Origin of the sequence: Nocardia aurea, assembly GCF_003123685.1 — a bacterium.
GTDB lineage: Bacteria > Actinomycetota > Actinomycetes > Mycobacteriales > Mycobacteriaceae > Nocardia > Nocardia aurea.
Genome location: NZ_QCYJ01000099.1, coordinates 144,742 through 159,796, shown reverse-complemented (window position 1 = coordinate 159,796; position 15,055 = coordinate 144,742). Strand labels below are relative to the sequence as shown.

Sequence of the window (15,055 nt, the reverse complement as noted above, 5' to 3'; positions counted from 1 at the left end):
GCCGGGAGTCTACTGCCCGGTAATGTGGCGCTCCAGCCATTCGACCACGTCGGTCAGAACCCTGTCCTGCTCCGGTTCGTTGAATACCTCGTGGTAGAAGCCCTCGTAGCGGATCACCGTCAGATCCTTCGATCCGGCGCCGCGCTCCACCAGATCGGTGCTGGACGGCGCAGCCAGCGCGTCGGCCGTGCCGTGCAGCACCAGCAGCGGCTGGGCGAGCTCGCCGAGCCGTTTCTTGACCAGGTCGGTGCCGCGCAGGATCTCCGCGCCCGTGCGGGCGGGCAGCTTGCCGCGGAACACCAGCGGATCGTTGTCGTAGGCGCTGACCACCGCCGGATCGCGGCTGATCATCGAGGAATCCAGGGTCAGCACACCGAGATTCGGCGTCAGCGTGCTCAGTACCGGCGCGAACAGGCGCTGCAACGGATTGCCGACCGGGATATCGAGCGGGGGAGCCGACAGGATGATTCCGGTGACGTCGACGGGTTCGCGGGTCGCCAGATACAGCGTGATCAGACTGCCCATCGAATGCCCGAGTAGGAAGGTCGGCACATCCGGTTGTTCGCGGATCGCGAGGGCGAGCATGGCCGCGACATTGTCGGCCGAGATGTCCATCGATCCGATATTCGCCCCGCCGCCGCCCGCGGATTTCCCGTGTCCGAGGTGATCGAGCGCGTAGACGGCGAAACCGGCGTCGGCCAGCCGGGTGCCGACATGGGCGTAGCGGCCCGAATGTTCGGCGACACCGTGCACGAGCACGACGACCGCGCGCGTCGCCGTCTCGGGAAGCCATGCGCGCCAGGCGATCCGGCTGCCACTGCCTTCGAAAACGCCTTCTTCGGTGCGGGTCACCCGCGCTCCTTCCGGTCGCGTCGACTACTCGGGGCCCGTCGCGAGCGCGTCGATCAGCCGTCTGTTGAACTCGATCAGCCGAGCGTAGTTCACCCGGGAGATCCGCTCGTCGGTTCCGTGGATCGTCGCCAGGTCCGCGGCCGTCAGCACGATCGGCGCGAAATTGCAGCGGGTGACGGCCAGATCGTCGTAGTGCCGGGAATCGGTGGCTCCCGGCACGATGCCGGTGGTGACCGCGATCCCCGGCACGACCGCCTCGGCGAGCGCGGCGATCATCTCGTAGGCGGGACCCGGAGTAGCGCTACCGGAAGGTTCCGAGGACATCCCGACCAGTTCGATGTGGACATCGGCGTCACGCACGACCTCGCGGCAGTGCGCGAGCACCGTGTCGACCGAGTCCCCCGGCAGAATCCGGAAATTGACCAGCGCCTCGGCGTGCTGGGGCAGGACGTTCGCCTTCACACCGCCGCGGATGACGGTGGGCGCCGTGGTCGTGCGGACCATCGCCTCGGTCTGCGGAGTCCGGGCCAGGATCCGGGTGATGAGCGGCGCGACGACACCGACCGACGCCAGACCGAGCAGACGTCGCCTGGCCTCGGGCATCGCGTGGCGCAGTCGCGAGAGCATGTCGATCGCGCCGGGAGTGAGCCGCAACGGCATCGGATTGTCCTGGACGCGCGCCACCGCGCGGGCGAGCCTGCCCACGGCGGTCTGCCTACCCGGCATCGAGGAATGTCCGCCCACCTCCCGCACCGACAGCCGGACGGTGGCATAGCCCTTCTCGCCCAGCATGATGGACGCCACCGGGCGATCCACCCCGTCGGCGACGCCCCGGGTGATCACGCCGCCCTCGTCCAGCAGCAGATCCGCGCGCACCCCCGCCTCACGCAACCGCCGCGCCATGCGGACCGCGCCGTCGTCGCCGAACACCTCCTCGTCGTGGCCGAACGCCAGGTAGACGGTGTGCCGGGGGCGCACCCCGTCGGCGAGCGCGGCCTCCACCGCCTCCAGGATCGCCATCAGCCTGCTCTTGTCATCGATGGCGCCGCGACCCCAGATGTGGTCCGCGTCCACCACGCCGTCGAACGGCGGATGCGTCCAGCCCGGTTCGTCCCCGACCGGAACCACGTCCTGATGCGCGAGCAGAATCGCCGACACCCGATCCGGCTCCGCACCCGCCCAGCGGTAGAGCCTGCTGCGACCGAAGGTCTCCAGCTCGAGTTCGGCGTGCGTCAGCGGGAAGGACAGCTCCAGGTGCTCGGCCAGACGCGCGAACTCGCCGTCGGCGGCGTCGGTCGGTTCCTCGGTGGAGATCGTGACGCAGCGCAACGCCCGCGCCAAGCGCTCGGCGACCGCGTCGTCGACCGGGTTCGTCACGGGGGTGCTCGGCGCGGGCCCACCCGAGCTCACGGTCGGCCCGTCTCGTTCGGCAAGTTCATGAACATCACTGCATTGTTCAACACCTCGGGCGAGAGCGTCGTCGTCTTCTCCACGCGCCACTTCGCGTGTGCCTCGCTGGTGCCGCCGGTCAGATCGGGCACCCTGGCGTCGGTGAGCAGCGGAAGTTCGAGTCGCGCGGCGTCGACGGTCACCCGTGCGTCGGCCGGTGCGTGCGACCACACGTCGTCCACGACATCGGTGATCCGCACCCCGAGTCGATGCCCGGCGGCCAGCGGCCAGTCCTGGGCCAGCGTCCGGATCCGGGTGTCGGCGGCGACCGGCGCGATACCCCGGGTGACGAGTGTGGCGCGCCCGCTCGGTTCGATGTCGTAGAGCTCGATCGTCGCCGTCGCGGACGGGGGACCGCCCAGCCGCAGCGACGCGGTCGCGACCCCGGACAGATGCGTCACCCGGTCGAACGGCTGCGATATCGACCAGATCTCCCGGTCCGGGCCGGGTAGGAAACCTCGATCGGTATAGGCCCCGGTCCGCAGCTCGACCGGGTGCCGGCGCGAATCCGCCGGGGGCCAGGCGGATTCGGCGCGCCACCCGCCGTCGAACTGTCCGACCGTCACCGTCGGTCCGGGAATCTCGACCGTCCGCAGCGCCACATGCCGGTCGAAGAACGCCAGCAGTTCGGTGTCGAAATTCGGTGTGCCGCATTTGGTGTGACAGTCGCTGTGGCCCCACTGGCCGAACCACGCGCGATGCTCACCGGGTCCCTGCGCCTGCCACAGGTCGAATACGCGATCCGGGCGGGTGTTGGCGTCGAGAAAACCCTGCCCGAGGAACAGCGGAATCGTATTGCCACGGGTCGCCGTCACCAGATCGCGTTCCCGCCAGCCGGACCGGTTCGCATCGTGGTCCCCGGTCAGCGACAGATAGTCCTCGGCGCACCGCTGCGTCATGGCGATCGCGTTGGCCCGGTATTCGGCGGAATCCTCGGGCCTACCCGGCGTCGACGCGATCGCGAGATTCTCCAGCCCGACCTGATCCGCGGGCCGTATTCCGTTCTCGGTCACCGGCTTTCCCGAGAACTTCCACGAAACGCCCTGCATGTACAGATACGAGTACGGATCGACCACCGGGGAGAACGCCGCCACCGCCGCCAACCCCCTCGGCTTCGCGGCCAGACCCAGCAACCCGGTCCACGCCTCGTAGGACACCCCGACCATGCCGACCCGACCCGTCGACCACGGTTGGCTCGCCGCCCACTCCACCGCCGTGACCACATCCGAACGCTCGCCCGGCCCGCCGTAATCCGGGCAGCCGTCGGAACCGCCGAAACCGCGGAGGTCGACGATGACGTAGGTGTAGCCCGCCCGCAACGCCATCTCCACCGGGAGGGATTCGGTGGACGGCCCACCCGTCAGGCGGGGCAACGAGATGTAGGCGGTGTGCGACCGATACGGGCTGACGGTCAGGATCACCGGCGTGCGGGCGTCCTCGGGCAGGCCGGCGGGGCGCAGGATGTCCGCGTGTAGTCGGGTGCCGTCCGGCGCGGTCAGGTAGGTCTGGCGGTACTGGTGCGTCACCGGAACCCCGTCCGACCACGGATCGGCGACCGGCTGTGGCTCTGCCACCGTCACCGGTGCCGTCACCCCGACGGCCAGCATCAGACCCGCCAACACCCGCACCACGACCGACACCGAGCTCACCCATGGACTATCGCCGCATGTCATCGGCGAGTCCAGCCCCAGGAACCGGGGGTGCGCCGGTTGCGCTTGTTCGGGGTGCGCGATATGCGGACCGTGTCGCCCACCCTCAACTCGCGCGCCCAGCGCGAACCGCCCCGCCCGGCCGGATCGAGCCGCACGTTCGCCACCCGAGACCGAGCAGGCCCCCTGGGGCGCGGCGCTCAGCTCGCCGGTCGGGCTCCGTCCGGAACATGGATCGAGCGCACATCGAACACGGCCAGGTGGGTCGTCGGCGCCTCGCAGGTCAGTGCAGCGTCGACGCGGGCGAGCGCCCGGGCGCGGAGTTCGGTCCGGCCGACGTCGAGGACGAGGAGATCGTCGGGGCAGGACCGGACCGGAAAAGCGTAGCGGCGCAGGGTCGTCGGGCCGTATTCGTCGAGGAGCCGGGAACTCCGGTCGAGGGTCGCGAGCACGCGGGCGCGGTCGCTGCCCGTCGCGGCGAGTTCGTCGGCGAGTTCGGCGCGTCGCCCGGGATCGGTGACCTCGCGTGGTGTGAAGACCGGCGCGGTAGGGGAGAGTTCGACACTTCCGATCGCTTCGGCCGGACCGTCACGGTCGACGGCGGCTCCATCGACCGTGGCGAGGCCGTCGATCGCGCCTCGCGGCACTCTGAACACCACGAATGGTGTGTAGGCGCGTACACACTCCGGATGGTCGATGCCGCCGAGCAACTCGGGCCGCAGATCAGTGCCGACCCGTCCCAATGTCGCGCTGGTCGGGGCACGGCAACCGGTGCTCGTCACCATCGCCAGATAGGCGTGGGTGTCGGTGTCGCCGAGAAGTTCGGGGTTTCGGACGACCCGGGGCAGAGTCGAAGCCGCACCGCGCCGGGACGCGAACCACCCCGCGAACGCCTCGGCGGCGGACTCACTGTCGATGAGCGCGGCGAAGGTCGGTCCGTTGAATCCGGACGGATCGAATTCCACCACTTCGGCATCGAAATCCACCCCGGCGGGACCGACTTCCGGCGGTTCGACCCGTGCGTCACAGCCTGCCAGCACGCACAGAGCCATCACGGTGCCCAGTACAGCTCGTCGCGTTCCACCCACACCGGAATATCCCTCGGAACGGAGGCGGTGTTAGCGCCTATGGTGCCATCAGCGTGCTCGGGGCTATTCGCCAACCGGTGTTCATCGCGCCTCGAGCAGGCCCGCTCGTCGGTCGGCCTGACCGGAAAAGGAATTCGACATGATCGTTCCGATTTCGCCACGAGCGTTATCGCAGCGGGAAGAAGCGATCCTGCTGAAGCTGCTCGCGGAGCCGTTCGCGGGTGCAAGCGGGTTGAGGGCGCAGATTCCGTACACGCTGGTGGTGGCCCACTGGAGTGAAATGTCACCCAGCGTGAAGATTTCGGACGTGCGAGTCGTCGGCGTAGGAGCGGCCACAGCCCGGTGCCGACGCTGATTCGACCGCCCCGAGATCGGCTCCGAGCGCGGTCGAGCACACGGGTAGATTGCATCCTGTTCGAGGTACCGGGAGAAACGAGACCATGAAACGCCCATCCGTGAGCGCATCCCGCGGAACACGCCTGTCGATCCCCGTCCTCGCGGCAGCGGTCGTCGCCGCCGACCAACTCACCAAATGGTGGGCGCAGAGCAGCCTGACGCCCGGTTCCGCGACCCCGGTCGCGGGCGAATTCCTCCAGTGGCGGCTGGTGTACAACCCCGGCGCGGCCTTCGGCACGGCCGCCGCGTACACCTGGATCCTGACCGTCATCGCGGGCCTCGCCGTCATCGGTCTCTGCGCATTCGCGCGCCGCGTGCACACCTATCCCGGCGCGACAGCCGTCGGCGTACTCCTCGGCGGCGCGATCAGCCATTTCGCGGATCGACTGCTGCGCGCACCCGGCTTCGCCCGAGGCCACATCGTCGACTTCATCGACTACAACGGCTATTTCGTCGGTAACGTCGCCGATATCGCTATCGTCGGCGGGGCGGCGGCGCTGGCACTGCTTGCCGTGCTGCGTCTCGAACCCGCCGCGTCACCGGAGCCCGCACGCCTCGACAGCGCGGCGTGACCCGCGCCGCCGCCGACCCGATTCGGTCGGCGCTTCTCCTGGGCTCCGGACCGGACGGTGCTTCGCGGTCTCTGTGCTGACGACGCGACGCACGCGGTGATCGATCGCCACCGTTCAGCAGGACGCGGCCCGCTCGAGCAGCAGCGTCCGCTCGGCCTCGTTACCCGTCATCGCCGCGGCCCGTTCGAACTCCGAGCGCGCCTCGTCGCGGCGTTCGAGTTTGCGCAGCAGGTCGCCCCGCACGGCGGGCAGCAGGTGATAGCCGCGCAGGGCGGCGAGGGCCGACAGCTCGTCGACGATGGACAACGCGGCCGCGGGTCCTTCGGCCATCGACACCGCGACGGCCCGGTTCAGCTCCACCACCGGCGAGCCGGTGAGCGCGCCGAGCTCGCGATAGAGCGCGGCGATGCGATGCCAGTCGGTGGCTTCGGCGCTGGTCGCGCGGGCATGGCAGGCGGCGATCGAGGCTTGCAGCACGTAGGACCCGCGTCCGCCGAGTCGATCGGCCCGCCGCAGCGCACCCTCGGCGTGGGTGATGAGCAAGCGGTCCCAGCGGGTCCGGTCCTGACGGTCGAGCGGCACCGGCCGACCGCCGGCATCGGTTCGTGCGCGGAGCCGTGACGCCTGGAATTCCATCAGTGCCACCAGTCCGTGCGGCTCCGGTTCGTCGGGTGCGAGCGCGGCGAGCATCCGGCCGAGCCGCATCGCCTCCGCGCACAACTCGACACGCGTCCACGAATCGCCGCTGGTGGCGGAATATCCCTCGTTGAAGACGAGGTAGACGACCTCGAGTACCGAGGCCAACCGAGCGGTCAGCTCGTCGCCGACCGGGACCTCGAACGGAACTCCCGCGGTCGACAACGTCTTCTTCGCCCGCGAGATCCGCTGGCCGAGCGTGGTGGGCGGGATCAGGAAGGCGTGCGCTATCTCGTCCGTGGACAGTCCCGCCACCGTCTTGAGCGTGAGCGCCACGCGCGCGTCGCGGCCGAGCATCGGGTGGCAGGCGGTGAACATCAGCCGCAGCACGTCATCGCCGACCTGCCTGTCGAATTCGACGGCGTCCATCGGATCGTCGCCGTCGGGCATCTCGCGGGCGAGCAGTGCGAGTTTGCGCTCCAGGTTCACCCGGCGGCGGACGGCGTCGACCGCGCGCCGCCGAGCGACAGCCAGGAGCCAGGCGCCCGGCCTGTCCGGGACGCCCGACTCCGGCCACTGTTCCAGCGCCGCGATCAGCGCGTCCTGGGCCAAGTCCTCGGCCAGGTCCAGGTCGTTCACGGTTCGCGCCAGCGAGGCCGTCAACCGCGCCGACTCGATCCGCCAGATCGCCTCGACGGTCCGCTGGGTCGCACTGCTCACCCGATGCCCTCGTCCTACAGCCCGGTCGCCTCACGCAGTTCGGCGGTCAGCGCCTCGCCGAAATCCTCGGGCCCGTACAACGGCCGCACCTCGACCACACCGTTGCGGATCGGCGCCCGGCGCACCCACTCGAGCGCCTCCTCGAGCGAGGACACCTCCCAGATCTGGTACCCGGCGATCAACTCCTTGGTCTCGGCGAACGGTCCGTCGAGCACCGACGAACCGCCGTCCGTGTCGAACGCGACCCGCTTGCCCGCCGAACTCGGCTTCAGCCCCTCACCGGCCAGAATCACCCCCGCCTGGGTGAGTTCGTCGTTGAACGCCTCCATCTCGGCGAACTCCTCGGCGGTGGGCGGCACCCCACGCTCGGTCTCCTCGGTCGCCTTCCCCAGAACCATGACTCGCATGAACGCTCCTTCGCCGCCGGGGCCGACCCACTGTTCGCGGACCGTCTCAACCCTGACTCACCCCTACGTCGATCGGCAAGCACCGGTTTCGACATCACCACCCGAGAAATCTCCGCGCCCGGGATCTACGGCAGCGCGCACGCGTGCTGCGTTGTTCGGGCACTTCTGCAAGGAATACTCACCGGGTTGAGGAGATATCGGCATTGCGGATCACCGATATCGACTCGTCTGCGGGGGCATATTCCCGAAAGGCTGTGGCCGAGAAAGCCGTCGAACACAAATTTCGGCACGACACCAAGCGTGATTCCACGTGAATTAATTTGCCGCTGTCGGCTGCGGGTAGAAGTTGTCACATGAATACAACGTGACCGATTCCAGGGAAGAGGGCCTCCACGGGGAACTTTGCCCGACACAGAAAAGTCCACCCGTTCCGTGATCGGGACTCGATCACGGAACGGGTGGACTCGACTGAACTACCGCGCATGAACGGCGTGCGGAAGACCTGAAACAGATGCTCCGCCGCAGCTCACGCCACTACGAACCCTTACACGTCGAAGTAGAGCTCGAACTCGTACGGGTGCGGACGCAGGTTGACCGGGGCGATTTCCTGGGTGCGCTTGATATCGATCCAGGTTTCGATCAGGTCGGGGGTGAAGACGTTGCCTTCGGTCAGGTAGTCGTGATCCTGCTCGAGGCGGTCGATGACCGAGGCCAGGCTGGTGGGGGCCTGCGGGATGTTCTTGGCCTCCTCCGGCGGGAGCTCGTAGAGGTCCTTGTCGACGGGGGCCAGCGGCTCGATCTTCTTCTTGATGCCGTCCAGGCCGGCCATCAGCATGGCGGCGAAGGCCAGGTACGGGTTGCCCGAGGAGTCCGGCGCGCGGAACTCGATGCGCTTGGCCTTGGGGTTGTTGCCGGTGACCGGGATGCGGACCGCGGCCGAGCGGTTGCGCTGCGAGTACACCAGGTTGATGGGGGCTTCGTAGCCCGGCACCAGGCGGTGGTAGGAGTTCACGGTCGGGTTGGTGAACGCGAGCAGCGACGGCGCGTGGTGCAGGATGCCGCCGATGTAGTGGCGCGCGATATCGGACAGGCCACCGTAGCCGGCCTCGTCGTGGAACAGCGGCTTGCCGTCCTTCCACAGCGACTGGTGCGCGTGCATACCCGAGCCGTTGTCACCGAAGAGGGGCTTCGGCATGAAGGTGACGGTCTTGCCGTCGGCCCACGCGGTATTCTTCACGATGTACTTGAAGAGCTGCAGGTCGTCGGCCGCGCCGAGCAGGGTGTTGAACTTGTAGTTGATCTCGGCCTGACCGGCGGTGCCGACCTCGTGGTGGCCGCGCTCGAGTTCGAAGCCCGCGTTCTGCAGGTTGGTCGCGATCTTGTCGCGCAGGTCGACGTAGTGGTCGTACGGCGCGACGGGGAAGTAGCCACCCTTGTTGCGCACCTTGTAACCACGGTTGGCGGTGCCGTCCGGGTTCGTCTTGGCGCCGGTGTTCCACGAGCCCGAGACCGACTCGATCTCGTAGAACGAGCTGTTCATGGTCGAGTCGTAGCGGATCGAGTCGAAGATGTAGAACTCCGCCTCGGCGCCGAAGTACGCGGTGTCGGCGATACCGGTCGAACGCAGGTACTCCTCCGCCTTGCGCGCGATGTTGCGCGGGTCGCGGGAGTAGGCCTCGCGGGTGAACGGATCGTGCACGAAGAAGTTCAGGTTCAGCGTCTTGGCGGCGCGGAACGGGTCCAGGCGCGCGGTGCTGAAGTCCGGCAGCAGCAGCATGTCGGACTCGTCGATCGACTGGAAACCACGAACGGAGGAGCCATCGAATGCTAGCCCTTCCTCGGCGAGGTCAGCGGTGAAAGCCTTCCCCGGGATCGAGAAATGCTGCTGTACACCCGGAAGATCGCTGAAGCGGATATCGACGTATTCGACCTCCTGCTCCTTGATGTACTGGATGACCTCGTCGGCCGTGCTGAACGTCACTTGTTCTCCTTACGGATCGGTTCCCAGCGAGTGTCGATTGCATGGGTTCGTCGCGTCCAGACGCTATGGACGCGGTGTTTCCCCGCAATCAAGGCTGTGTTTCGCCAGTGTTACACGTGCGGCTGGCGGGGTGTGGATGCTCACCCCGGCTCGTCCAGCATCGTAATCCTGCCATCCGTTCATCGCCCGGTGACGCTGAACTCCCCTTATGCGGTGCGGGCCCCGAGGTCGCCGCCGCCTACCCTGGAAGCCATGGCGCGCATTACCGGTAGCTGGCTTTCCGGACCATCGGCGGAGTCCGGGGACTCGGCTACGCCCGAGTTTCCCGGCGAACACCTCGGCCTGCCGAAGTCCGGCGCCGGGTCGATCGCGGGGCAGGGTCGCCGTATCGCGGCGATGTTCGTCGACTGGCTGATGGCCGTCGGGATATCGCTGCTGATCCTGCGTCATGTGAACGCGAATCTGCCGTTGCTGATCTGGTTCGTGGTCGGCGTCGCCGCGGTGACGCTGTTCGGGTTCACTCCGGGGCAGTACTTCCTGCGGCTGCGGGTCCTGCGGGTCGACGCCGCGGTGCCCGTCGGGTTCGTGCGCGCGCTGGCCAGGCAGGTGCTGTTGATCTTCGTGGTGCCGGCGTTGTTCACCGACGCCGACGGTCGCGGCATGCACGACCGGGCGACGGGAACGGCAGTCGTCAACGCGCGCTGATCGCCGAGCGATCAGCGCCTGCGGATGGTCCGCTGCACGCCGCGCATCTTGGCGCCCGCGGGCATCGGCCCCTTCGGCATCGCGGGTCCGCTGCGCGCGCCGAGCGCGGCCAGCCTGCCCTCGATGAGATCGATCCGCTTGACGTCGATATTGCGCGGCAGCTTGGTGAGGTAGCGCTGTAGTTCCTTGAGCGGCACCTGGCCCTCGTCGTTACCGATGATCACGTCGTAGATGGGGGTGTCGCCGACCAGGCGGGCGGTCTTCTTCTTCTCCTGCGCGAGCAGTGACTTGAGCCGCTGCGGGGAGCCCTCGCCGACGAAGACGACGCCCGGCAGCCCGATCACCCGGTGCACGGCGTCGAGTTGGGTGGTCGCGGCGATGCCGTTGTTGACCCGCCATTTGCCCTGCAGGTTGTCGAGCACCCACGCGGCCGCGCCCGCCTGACCCTCGGCCTTGGCGTAGACGTTCTTCTGCACCCGGCGGCCGAAGATGATGAAGGCGGCCAGGACGCCGAGCAGGATGCCCAGCGGCAGCAGGAACAGCAGGATGCCGAAGATCAGCCCGATGACGAGGAACACCGCGGTGATACCGACGAGTGCGCCGATCATCAGCGGCAGCAGCAGTTTGTCCTCTTTGCGCTGCATCTGGAATGCCTGCCACAGCTGCTGACGCCGCTGTTTCGACGCCTGTTTGCGCGCCGCCTTAGCCGCGGCTTTCGCTTCCTTGGACTGCGTGCCGCCCTTACCTGCTGCCATGGTTCCCAGGATAGTGGCAGCGTAGGGGCCGGTCGGCGGCGGGACGGACTGCTCACGAATGCCGGGAGCGGTGACTGTGACGCACCGTCACCTCAGCGGTCGGCCTCGTCGCGGATCGCCGCCGCGACGGCCGCGGGCATCGACTCGTGACGCGCGTAGCTCCTGCTGAAGTCGCCGGTTCCGTGCGAGAGCGACCGCAGGTCGATCGCGTAGCGGCTCAGCGCGAGTTCGGGCACCTCCGCGCGCACACGGGTGCGTCCGTCACCGTGCGGTTCGGTGCCGAGTACCCGACCGCGCCGCGCGGACAGATCGCTCAGGACCGGGCCGACGTAGTCGTCGGACACCACGACCGCGACCTCCGCGACGGGCTCGAGCAGTGCCACTCCGGCGGTGGCGGCGGCTTCGCGCAGCGCGAGCGCCCCCGCCGTCTGGAACGCCGAGTCGGAGGAGTCGACCGAATGGGCCTTGCCGTCGAACAGCGTCACCCGGATGTCGACCAGCGGATATCCGGCCGCGACGCCACGCGCCGCCTGTGCCCGCACCCCCTTCTCGACCGAGGGGATGAACTGGCGCGGCACCACGCCGCCGACCACCCGGTCGACGAACTCGATCCCCGACCCGCCCGGCAGCGGTTCCACCTCGATCTCGCAGACCGCGTACTGGCCGTGCCCGCCGGACTGCTTCACATGTCTGCCGCGCGCGGTGGCCTTCCCGGCGAAGGTCTCGCGCAGTGCCACCCGGTGATCGACCACGTCCACCTGGACGCCGAAACGGCTGCGCAGCCGCTCGAGCGCCACATCCCGGTGCGCTTCGCCCAGACACCACAGCACCAGTTGGCTGGTCAGGGCGTTGTGTTCGACGCGCAGGGTCGGATCCTCGGCGGCCAGTCGCGCGAGACCGTGCGACAGTTTGTCCTCGTCGGATTTGCCGTGCGCGCGAATCGCGATGGGCAGCAGCGGATCCGGCATCGTCCACGGTTGGATGAGCAGCGGCGCCCCGGTCTCCGACAGCGTGTCACCGGTTTCGGCGTGACCCAGTTTGCCGACATAGGCGATATCACCCGCGATGACCTGCCCCAGCGCGAACTGCCGCTTGCCGAACGGCGCGGTCACCGAGCCGACGCGTTCGTCGACGTCGTGATCGGGATGCCCGCGCTCCTCCAAACCGTGTCCGCAGACGTGCACGGTGTCGTCGGTGTGCAGGGTTCCGGAGAACACCCGGACCAGCGAGACCCGCCCGACGTAGGGATCCGACGCGGTGCGGATCACCTCCGCCGCCAGCGCCGCGTCCGGGTCGCACGACAGGGGGCGCGGTTCGCTGCCGTTGGCCGCGGGCGCGGCGCGGACCACGTGTTCGGTCGGCGTCGGGAATCCGCCGACGATCAGATCGAGCAGTTCCACCGTGCCGAGTCCCTGTTTCGCGCCTTCGACGGCGGGCGCGCCGAACAGCACCGGGTGGAAACCGCCCTGTGCGACGGCGCGCTCGAGATCGGCGGTCAAGGTGTCGAGTTCGATATCGTCACCGCCGAGATATCGCTCCATCAGCGTTTCGTCCTCGCTCTCGGCGATGATTCCCTCGATCAGCCGATTACGCGCGTCCTCTAGCACCGCGCGCTGTTCCTCCGACGGATCGGTCCGCTCGGCGGCGCCCGAGGAATAGTCGACGACGCAATTCGGCAGTAATTCGATGAGCCCGGTCACCGGGCGATGTCCGTCCGGACTCTTCGGCCCGTAGACGGGCATATGCAGCGGCAGCACGTGCTCGGCCCCGCCGCCGAGTACCTCGCCGCAGGTCCGCACCATGTCGTCGAAATCCCCGCGTGCGGTGTCGAGATGGGTGATGACGATCGCGCGCGGCATTCCCACCGCCGCGCATTCCTCCCACAGCGCCCGCGTCGTCCCGCTCACCCCCTCCGGCCCCTCGGCCGCCGAGATCACGAACAGCGCCGCGTCCGCCGCGCGCAGACCGGCCCGCAGCTCGCCGACGAAATCCGCGTAGCCGGGGGTGTCGACCAGATTGATCTTCATGCCGTCCCAGGCCATCGGCACCACCGACAGCTGCACGGATCGGCGCTGACGATGTTCGATGTCGTCGTAATCGGACAGGGAGGTCCCGTCCTCCACCCGCCCGGCGCGATTCACGGCCCCCGCGGTCAACGCCAGCGCGTCGACCAGTGTCGTCTTACCCGCCCCGCAATGACCGACCAGCACCACATTCCGAATGCGTTCGGGCCGGTCGACCGTCACCACTCTGCCGTTGCCCCCGGCAGATCCACTCGTCTTGTCCACCATGTGTCACGCTTCCTCGCCTCGACACCGCGGTACTTCGAGCTTCCCACCATCGGATGCCGAACGTGGACGATTCCGCGGAAGGCGGCGACCGGGGCGGGGTCCCCGCCCCGGTCGCGCGGTCGGATCAGGCCGAGATCACCCCGGCGAACCAGGTCCAGGACCGACCCTTCGACGAACAGGTGAAACTGCCGTGGAAACCGGCCTCGCATTTCGCGCCCGCGTACTCGACGTAGGGCCCCCACTGTCCGTCGCCGGATTTCACGTCCGCGAGGGCGGGATTGCCGCCCGGGAGGGTGTAGGGGGTGCCCGGGTCGGTAGAGGGATGGGCGGGCAGCCACGGCTGGCTGATGACGATCTTGTTCATCTTCACCGTGACGGGCAGGAAGCTGTACTGCACCGGGACCGGTCCGCCCAGGTCACAGCCGACGGTCCCGTCATCGAGGATGGCGCAGTTGGCGCTGCCCGCGTTGAAGAAGACCGGGCCCGGGTCGGCGTGCGCGATACCGGTGGAGAATGTCACCGCCGCCGCGGTCAGTGCCGCCGTGCCGAGAACCGCGCCGACCATATTCGCCATACGTTTCATTCGAACTCTCCTGACGTCTCGTGTGTCGCGGAAAGGAATCGTTCTGTATGTCGCCTGCTCCGAGGTGTTCGTTCCGGATGGGTGGTAAGCCTATCGGTCATTCGCGCGGCACGGTCAGAGCGTCAGCCCGGGATCGGTGAGATCGGGGATTCGCCGCAACCCCGCGCCGACCTCGAAGGCGAGGTCACGGTAGCCCAGGGCGAGTTCGGAGAGCCGGTGCCAGGCGTGATGCAGTTCCGGTTCCGGATGACGATCGGTCAGCGCGCCGCGGGCGAGCACGCTGTATCGGGCGAGTCGATCGACCACGGCGCCAACCGATTCGGTGTGCAGGTGCGCCCCGCCGTGCGCGGAGGGCAGTTCGGCCGCGAGCCAGCGATCGATATGGCGTACCAGGCTCGTGCGCCGGATCGCGATCTCGCCGCGTGGGCCCGCGGCGGTGCGTAATTCGGTATGGGCGAGGGCCAGTTCACCGGCCGCCCACAGCACCGGATGGGACGCGCCGCGCTTACCGGCGCAGGAATCGAGGAGTAATTCCTTCGAGGGGAACAGGTTCGACGGGGTCCCCGGTCGTCGACTCGCGCTCATCTCAGCGCCGCCTTCGTGTGACACCCGGTGTCTCCGTTCGCCAGAGCGGATCGGCGAGGGCGTAAAAGACTGCCTCCCGCGTGGTCAATCCGATGAGCCGGGCGAATTCGGCTGCTTCGCTGACGAATTCGGCGAATTGTACGGCGGCGACGGCCTGTTCCAGCGACACCGTGCGGCCCGGTAGGTACGACACCACCCACCGCCCGTCCCCGACGGTTCTGGCATCGTGCCCGCTCCGATCGCTGATGACATGCACGCGATTGACTACCTGCACCGACATGGTTCCCCGATCTCGCCGAATGTTCGGCGTGCCACCAATGCTCAGGTCCGCTGCTCAGCCCTCCCGCAGATCACGACCGGGGTCCGCTGAATCAGAGCGTGAATCT

The 15,055-nt window shown here is 68.2% G+C and carries 15 protein-coding genes; 3 read left to right on the top strand and 12 right to left on the bottom strand.

Annotation, left to right across the window (positions count from 1 at the left end):
• Window positions 1–9 precede the first annotated feature (9 nt).
• The 4 genes from DAT37_RS20095 to DAT37_RS20080 all read right to left on the bottom strand — a co-directional run bounded on the left by DAT37_RS20095 (window position 10) and on the right by DAT37_RS20080 (window position 5,038).
• Entirely contained in the window at window positions 10–852 is an 843-nt protein-coding gene (locus DAT37_RS20095; RefSeq protein ID WP_109526340.1) for an alpha/beta hydrolase, read from the bottom strand.
• A 24-nt stretch (window positions 853–876) separates the two neighbouring features.
• Window positions 877–2,229 carry a M20/M25/M40 family metallo-hydrolase gene (locus DAT37_RS20090; RefSeq protein WP_109526339.1) on the bottom strand — a complete coding sequence of 451 codons (1,353 nt, stop codon included), beginning with the start codon at window positions 2,227–2,229 and terminating at the stop codon, window positions 877–879.
• 29 nt (window positions 2,230–2,258) lie between these two features.
• Window positions 2,259–3,950, bottom strand: coding sequence for a CocE/NonD family hydrolase (locus DAT37_RS20085; RefSeq protein ID WP_232839871.1), 1,692 nt, complete (start codon window positions 3,948–3,950; stop codon window positions 2,259–2,261).
• Window positions 3,951–4,150: 200 nt separating this feature from the next.
• Window positions 4,151–5,038: a hypothetical protein gene (locus DAT37_RS20080; RefSeq protein ID WP_157978561.1), complete on the bottom strand. Its 888-nt coding sequence runs from the start codon at window positions 5,036–5,038 to the stop codon at window positions 4,151–4,153.
• Window positions 5,039–5,177: 139 nt separating this feature from the next.
• Here DAT37_RS20080 and DAT37_RS20075 point away from each other — a divergent pair, with 139 nt between their 5' ends.
• Complete coding sequence (locus DAT37_RS20075; protein WP_109526336.1) at window positions 5,178–5,393, top strand: hypothetical protein; 216 nt, start codon at window positions 5,178–5,180, stop codon at window positions 5,391–5,393.
• Between the two features lie 100 nt (window positions 5,394–5,493).
• Entirely contained in the window at window positions 5,494–6,006 is a 513-nt protein-coding gene (locus DAT37_RS20070; RefSeq protein ID WP_198654363.1) for a signal peptidase II, read from the top strand.
• Between the two features lie 114 nt (window positions 6,007–6,120).
• Here the strand turns inward: DAT37_RS20070 and DAT37_RS20065 are convergent, their stop codons facing one another.
• The 3 genes from DAT37_RS20065 to glnA all read right to left on the bottom strand — a co-directional run bounded on the left by DAT37_RS20065 (window position 6,121) and on the right by glnA (window position 9,750).
• Window positions 6,121–7,362: an RNA polymerase sigma factor gene (locus tag DAT37_RS20065; protein ID WP_109526334.1), complete on the bottom strand. Its 1,242-nt coding sequence runs from the start codon at window positions 7,360–7,362 to the stop codon at window positions 6,121–6,123.
• Window positions 7,363–7,376: 14 nt separating this feature from the next.
• Window positions 7,377–7,769 carry a YciI family protein gene (locus DAT37_RS20060; RefSeq protein ID WP_109526333.1) on the bottom strand — a complete coding sequence of 131 codons (393 nt, stop codon included), beginning with the start codon at window positions 7,767–7,769 and terminating at the stop codon, window positions 7,377–7,379.
• Window positions 7,770–8,313: 544 nt separating this feature from the next.
• Window positions 8,314–9,750, bottom strand: a complete 1,437-nt coding sequence (gene glnA / locus DAT37_RS20055; protein ID WP_109526332.1) for a type I glutamate--ammonia ligase — start codon at window positions 9,748–9,750, stop codon at window positions 8,314–8,316.
• 252 nt (window positions 9,751–10,002) lie between these two features.
• Between glnA and DAT37_RS20050 the strand changes: the two genes are divergently transcribed.
• Window positions 10,003–10,455 carry an RDD family protein gene (locus tag DAT37_RS20050; RefSeq protein WP_109526331.1) on the top strand — a complete coding sequence of 151 codons (453 nt, stop codon included), beginning with the start codon at window positions 10,003–10,005 and terminating at the stop codon, window positions 10,453–10,455.
• An 11-nt stretch (window positions 10,456–10,466) separates the two neighbouring features.
• On the opposite strand, the gene DAT37_RS20045 is transcribed toward DAT37_RS20050, so the two are convergent.
• The 5 genes from DAT37_RS20045 to DAT37_RS20025 all read right to left on the bottom strand — a co-directional run bounded on the left by DAT37_RS20045 (window position 10,467) and on the right by DAT37_RS20025 (window position 14,949).
• Window positions 10,467–11,210, bottom strand: coding sequence for a DUF4191 domain-containing protein (locus tag DAT37_RS20045; RefSeq protein ID WP_109526330.1), 744 nt, complete (start codon window positions 11,208–11,210; stop codon window positions 10,467–10,469).
• 92 nt (window positions 11,211–11,302) lie between these two features.
• Window positions 11,303–13,501 (bottom strand): elongation factor G-like protein EF-G2, encoded by a 2,199-nt coding sequence (locus DAT37_RS20040; RefSeq protein WP_109526329.1) that lies wholly within the window; start codon window positions 13,499–13,501, stop codon window positions 11,303–11,305.
• A 124-nt stretch (window positions 13,502–13,625) separates the two neighbouring features.
• Complete coding sequence (locus DAT37_RS20035) at window positions 13,626–14,084, bottom strand: hypothetical protein (RefSeq protein ID WP_157978560.1); 459 nt, start codon at window positions 14,082–14,084, stop codon at window positions 13,626–13,628.
• A 114-nt stretch (window positions 14,085–14,198) separates the two neighbouring features.
• A complete protein-coding gene (locus tag DAT37_RS20030) occupies window positions 14,199–14,669 on the bottom strand; it encodes a DUF4254 domain-containing protein (protein ID WP_109526327.1) in 471 nt (156 codons plus the stop codon).
• Between the two features lies 1 nt (window position 14,670).
• Window positions 14,671–14,949, bottom strand: a complete 279-nt coding sequence (locus tag DAT37_RS20025; protein WP_109526326.1) for a hypothetical protein — start codon at window positions 14,947–14,949, stop codon at window positions 14,671–14,673.
• Between the last annotated feature and the right edge of the window lie 106 nt (window positions 14,950–15,055).

Coding starts and splice junctions, on each gene's coding strand:
- DAT37_RS20075 (WP_109526336.1), top strand. CDS start 5,178: ATGATCGTTCCGATTTCGCCACGAGCGTTATCGCAGCGGGAAGAAGCG.
- DAT37_RS20060 (WP_109526333.1), bottom strand. CDS start 7,769: ATGCGAGTCATGGTTCTGGGGAAGGCGACCGAGGAGACCGAGCGTGGG.
- DAT37_RS20050 (WP_109526331.1), top strand. CDS start 10,003: ATGGCGCGCATTACCGGTAGCTGGCTTTCCGGACCATCGGCGGAGTCC.
- DAT37_RS20045 (WP_109526330.1), bottom strand. CDS start 11,210: ATGGCAGCAGGTAAGGGCGGCACGCAGTCCAAGGAAGCGAAAGCCGCG.
- DAT37_RS20040 (WP_109526329.1), bottom strand. CDS start 13,501: ATGGTGGACAAGACGAGTGGATCTGCCGGGGGCAACGGCAGAGTGGTG.
- DAT37_RS20035 (WP_157978560.1), bottom strand. CDS start 14,084: ATGAAACGTATGGCGAATATGGTCGGCGCGGTTCTCGGCACGGCGGCA.
- DAT37_RS20030 (WP_109526327.1), bottom strand. CDS start 14,669: ATGAGCGCGAGTCGACGACCGGGGACCCCGTCGAACCTGTTCCCCTCG.
- DAT37_RS20025 (WP_109526326.1), bottom strand. CDS start 14,949: ATGTCGGTGCAGGTAGTCAATCGCGTGCATGTCATCAGCGATCGGAGC.